Origin of the sequence: Sodalis-like endosymbiont of Proechinophthirus fluctus (assembly GCF_001602625.1) — a bacterium.
Classification (GTDB): Bacteria; Pseudomonadota; Gammaproteobacteria; order Enterobacterales; family Enterobacteriaceae.
On the sequence record NZ_LECR01000090.1, the window covers coordinates 1 to 2,688 of the forward strand.

Sequence of the window (2,688 nt, forward strand, 5' to 3'; positions counted from 1 at the left end):
TATCGCACTGCTGGTGCACCGCATTAGGCAATATTTTCTCAGCTGCCGGCGGCATTTTGTCCAGCAGACCTGGACCGACTTTGGGTCTTTCTTGATGCGCTAACGGCGAATTTCCACTACGGCTTGGAGGTTTCGTCATCCGGCTTTTTTCACCAAACAAGCAACAAGATGAAGAGCGTGCTCTAAACCGCGGCCTGCAACAGCGGAGTGTAAACTGAGTGATCCTCGACAGTCGCCCGGTCCATACAGCCCTCCCCACTTCCCCGGCGCTGCGTACCGCCAAGCAGCAAAATAATATGCCGGTGCATGCGACGGTGACCGCTGGGCCCGCCCACTTATGCATTTTATGGATGCCGACGACCCCCGACGATAACGTCACGCTGTTCCAGCCGTGGCCAGACCGTTTACCGCAATGGCAACAATGGGTAATGCCCTTTTTGTTTATCCACACGCCGTATATCGTCTTTTTACACCGCCGTTAGCCCAGACCCAGTATTTGTAGCCGAAATTGGCAGCGAAAATCCCCACTATGGACCAAATTTAGCATTGTATACAGTAAGAAACGCTTTTTTAGAAGAGGTAAAACCGCGTGAACCACTTTTTTTTGCGACGCTGCCGGTGACACAGGTGACACAGGCTATTATTTTGCTTGAGAAAAGTTGAGTGAACGAGGGAGTACATTAGATAGTAAGCGCGCTTTATGTCGTGCTGGGTGTATTGTTGCTGATAAAGTTATCGCTGGATGTTATCAGGCTTATAACCCCCAATACCGCGTGGCCACAGGTGACGGCGGCCTTTATGAATTATAGACCGCTATCCGGGTGCACTGTAATGCGGTAGAATATATTCCTATCTGAATGATTTTACTGGTTTTTATGGAAATTAACGGAACTAAAAACTGGACATTGTACATCTGCAGGATTCTGTTGATGGCCCCGGTCGGCTGATGCACTATTTGGTTTGCACACGCGGAAATACCACTGGCAGCTCATTGGCATGAGCGCCACTTACTGCGCGTTAATACTGATGGTGCTACCCCTGGGATGTGGTACTCAGCTGGCATTAAGGGGAAGCGGAAGGGGAGAGGCACGCACCTGCAAGCAGGACACATGCTTTATCACCGCTTTCTGATAGAGTAGGGGTTTTGCACAATGACGATTTTGCCATGAACCATCGTGATGACCTTTTCTCGGCTCCTATAGCCAGCCTGGGCGACTGGACTTTCGACGATCGCGTCGCCGAAGTCTTTCCTGATATGATCCAGCGTTCCGTCCCCGGCTATTCCAATATTATCTCGATGATCGGGATGCTAGCCGGCCGCTTTGCCCGCGTGGGAACGCAGATTTATGATCTCGGCTGCGCCCTCGGCGCCGCGACGCTCGTGATGCGCCGTACCATTCACCATACTGATTGCCGTATTATCGCGGTGGACAACTCGCCAGCGATGATAGCCCGATGTCGGCGCCATATCGAAGCGTTTCGCGCCGAGATACCAACGGAGATCGTCGAAGGCGATATACACACTGTCCCCATTGAAAACGCCTCGCTGGTGGTGCTCAATTTTACCTTGCAGTTTCTCGAACCAGAGCAGCGCCAAACATTACTTAATCGTATTTATCGGGGGCTTAACCCAGGGGGTGCCGTGGTGCTATCGGAAAAATTCAGTTTTCAGGATCGATGCATTGGCTCACTATTATTCGATATGCATCACGATTTCAAACGGGCCAACGGCTATAGCGAACTGGAGATCAGCCAGAAACGTAGCATGCTGGAAAATGTGATGCTCACCGACACAGTGGAAGTGCATAAACAGCGTCTGGCAGCGGCGGGTTTCGGTCATGCCGAGGTCTGGTTCCAGTGCTTCAATTTCGGCTCATTGATTGCCATCAAACAGGAGAGTGGTCAGTGAGTCAGTTTGCCGATTTTTATTGGCTTATCGCCAAGAGTCCATTGAGTCACTGGCTCGATATCCTGCCCGCACAACTGAGCGAGTGGGAATATACTTCATCGCGTGGCAAGTTTACTCGGTGGTTTAACGCGGTGGAAAAACTGCCGACTCTGACCCCCGCACGTCTAGATCTCCTGCACGGCGTAAGCGCGGACAGCAACCCGCCGCTGCCCGTCGGACAGCAAGCAAGGATTGAATCCTTGCTACGCCAGCTGATGCCGTGGCGTAAAGGCCCCTTTTCACTTTATGGCATTATAATCGACACCGAATGGCGCTCCAACTGGAAATGGAAACGCGTAGTGCCGCATATAGCGCCGCTGACCGACAGGCTTATCCTGGATGTAGGCTGCGGCAACGGTTACTACCTGTGGCGGATGGTTGGCGCCGGCGCGCAACTGGCAGTCGGCATCGATCCGATGCAACTGTTTTATTGCCAATTTGCCGCAGTGCGCAAGCTGCTCGGCAGTGATCTGCAGGCGCATCTGTTGCCGTTAGGCATCGAGCAATTACCGGAATTAGCCGCCTTTGACACCGTGTTTTCCATGGGTGTGCTGTATCATCGGCGATCGCCGCTCGATCACCTGCTGCAGTTAAAAAATCAATTGGTCAGCGGCGGTGAACTGGTGTTGGAAACTCTAGTCATTGAAGGCGACCAGAACCAGGTGTTGGTTCCCGGGAAGCGTTATGCCCAAATGCACAACGTCTACTTTATTCCTTCCCCCATCGCCTTGATCGGCTGG

General features: G+C 52.3%; 3 protein-coding genes and 1 pseudogene. All 4 read left to right on the top strand.

Translation table 11 applies throughout. From position 1 onward, the window contains the following. Window positions 1-218: 218 nt before the first annotated feature. On the top strand, window positions 219-482 hold the full coding sequence (locus BG74_RS08725; protein WP_066597895.1) for a DUF72 domain-containing protein: 264 nt from the start codon (window positions 219-221) through the stop codon (window positions 480-482). 202 nt (window positions 483-684) lie between these two features. After that, a pseudogene (locus tag BG74_RS18275) lies at window positions 685-1,131 on the top strand (MAPEG family protein). Window positions 1,132-1,165: 34 nt separating this feature from the next. Further along, window positions 1,166-1,909, top strand: coding sequence for a carboxy-S-adenosyl-L-methionine synthase CmoA (gene cmoA, locus BG74_RS08730; protein ID WP_066598086.1), 744 nt, complete (start codon window positions 1,166-1,168; stop codon window positions 1,907-1,909). Beyond that, the coding region (cmoB, locus tag BG74_RS08735) for a tRNA 5-methoxyuridine(34)/uridine 5-oxyacetic acid(34) synthase CmoB (RefSeq protein WP_244267476.1) at window positions 1,906-2,688 on the top strand (783 nt) is incomplete at its 3' end. The genes cmoA and cmoB, both read left to right, overlap by 4 nt.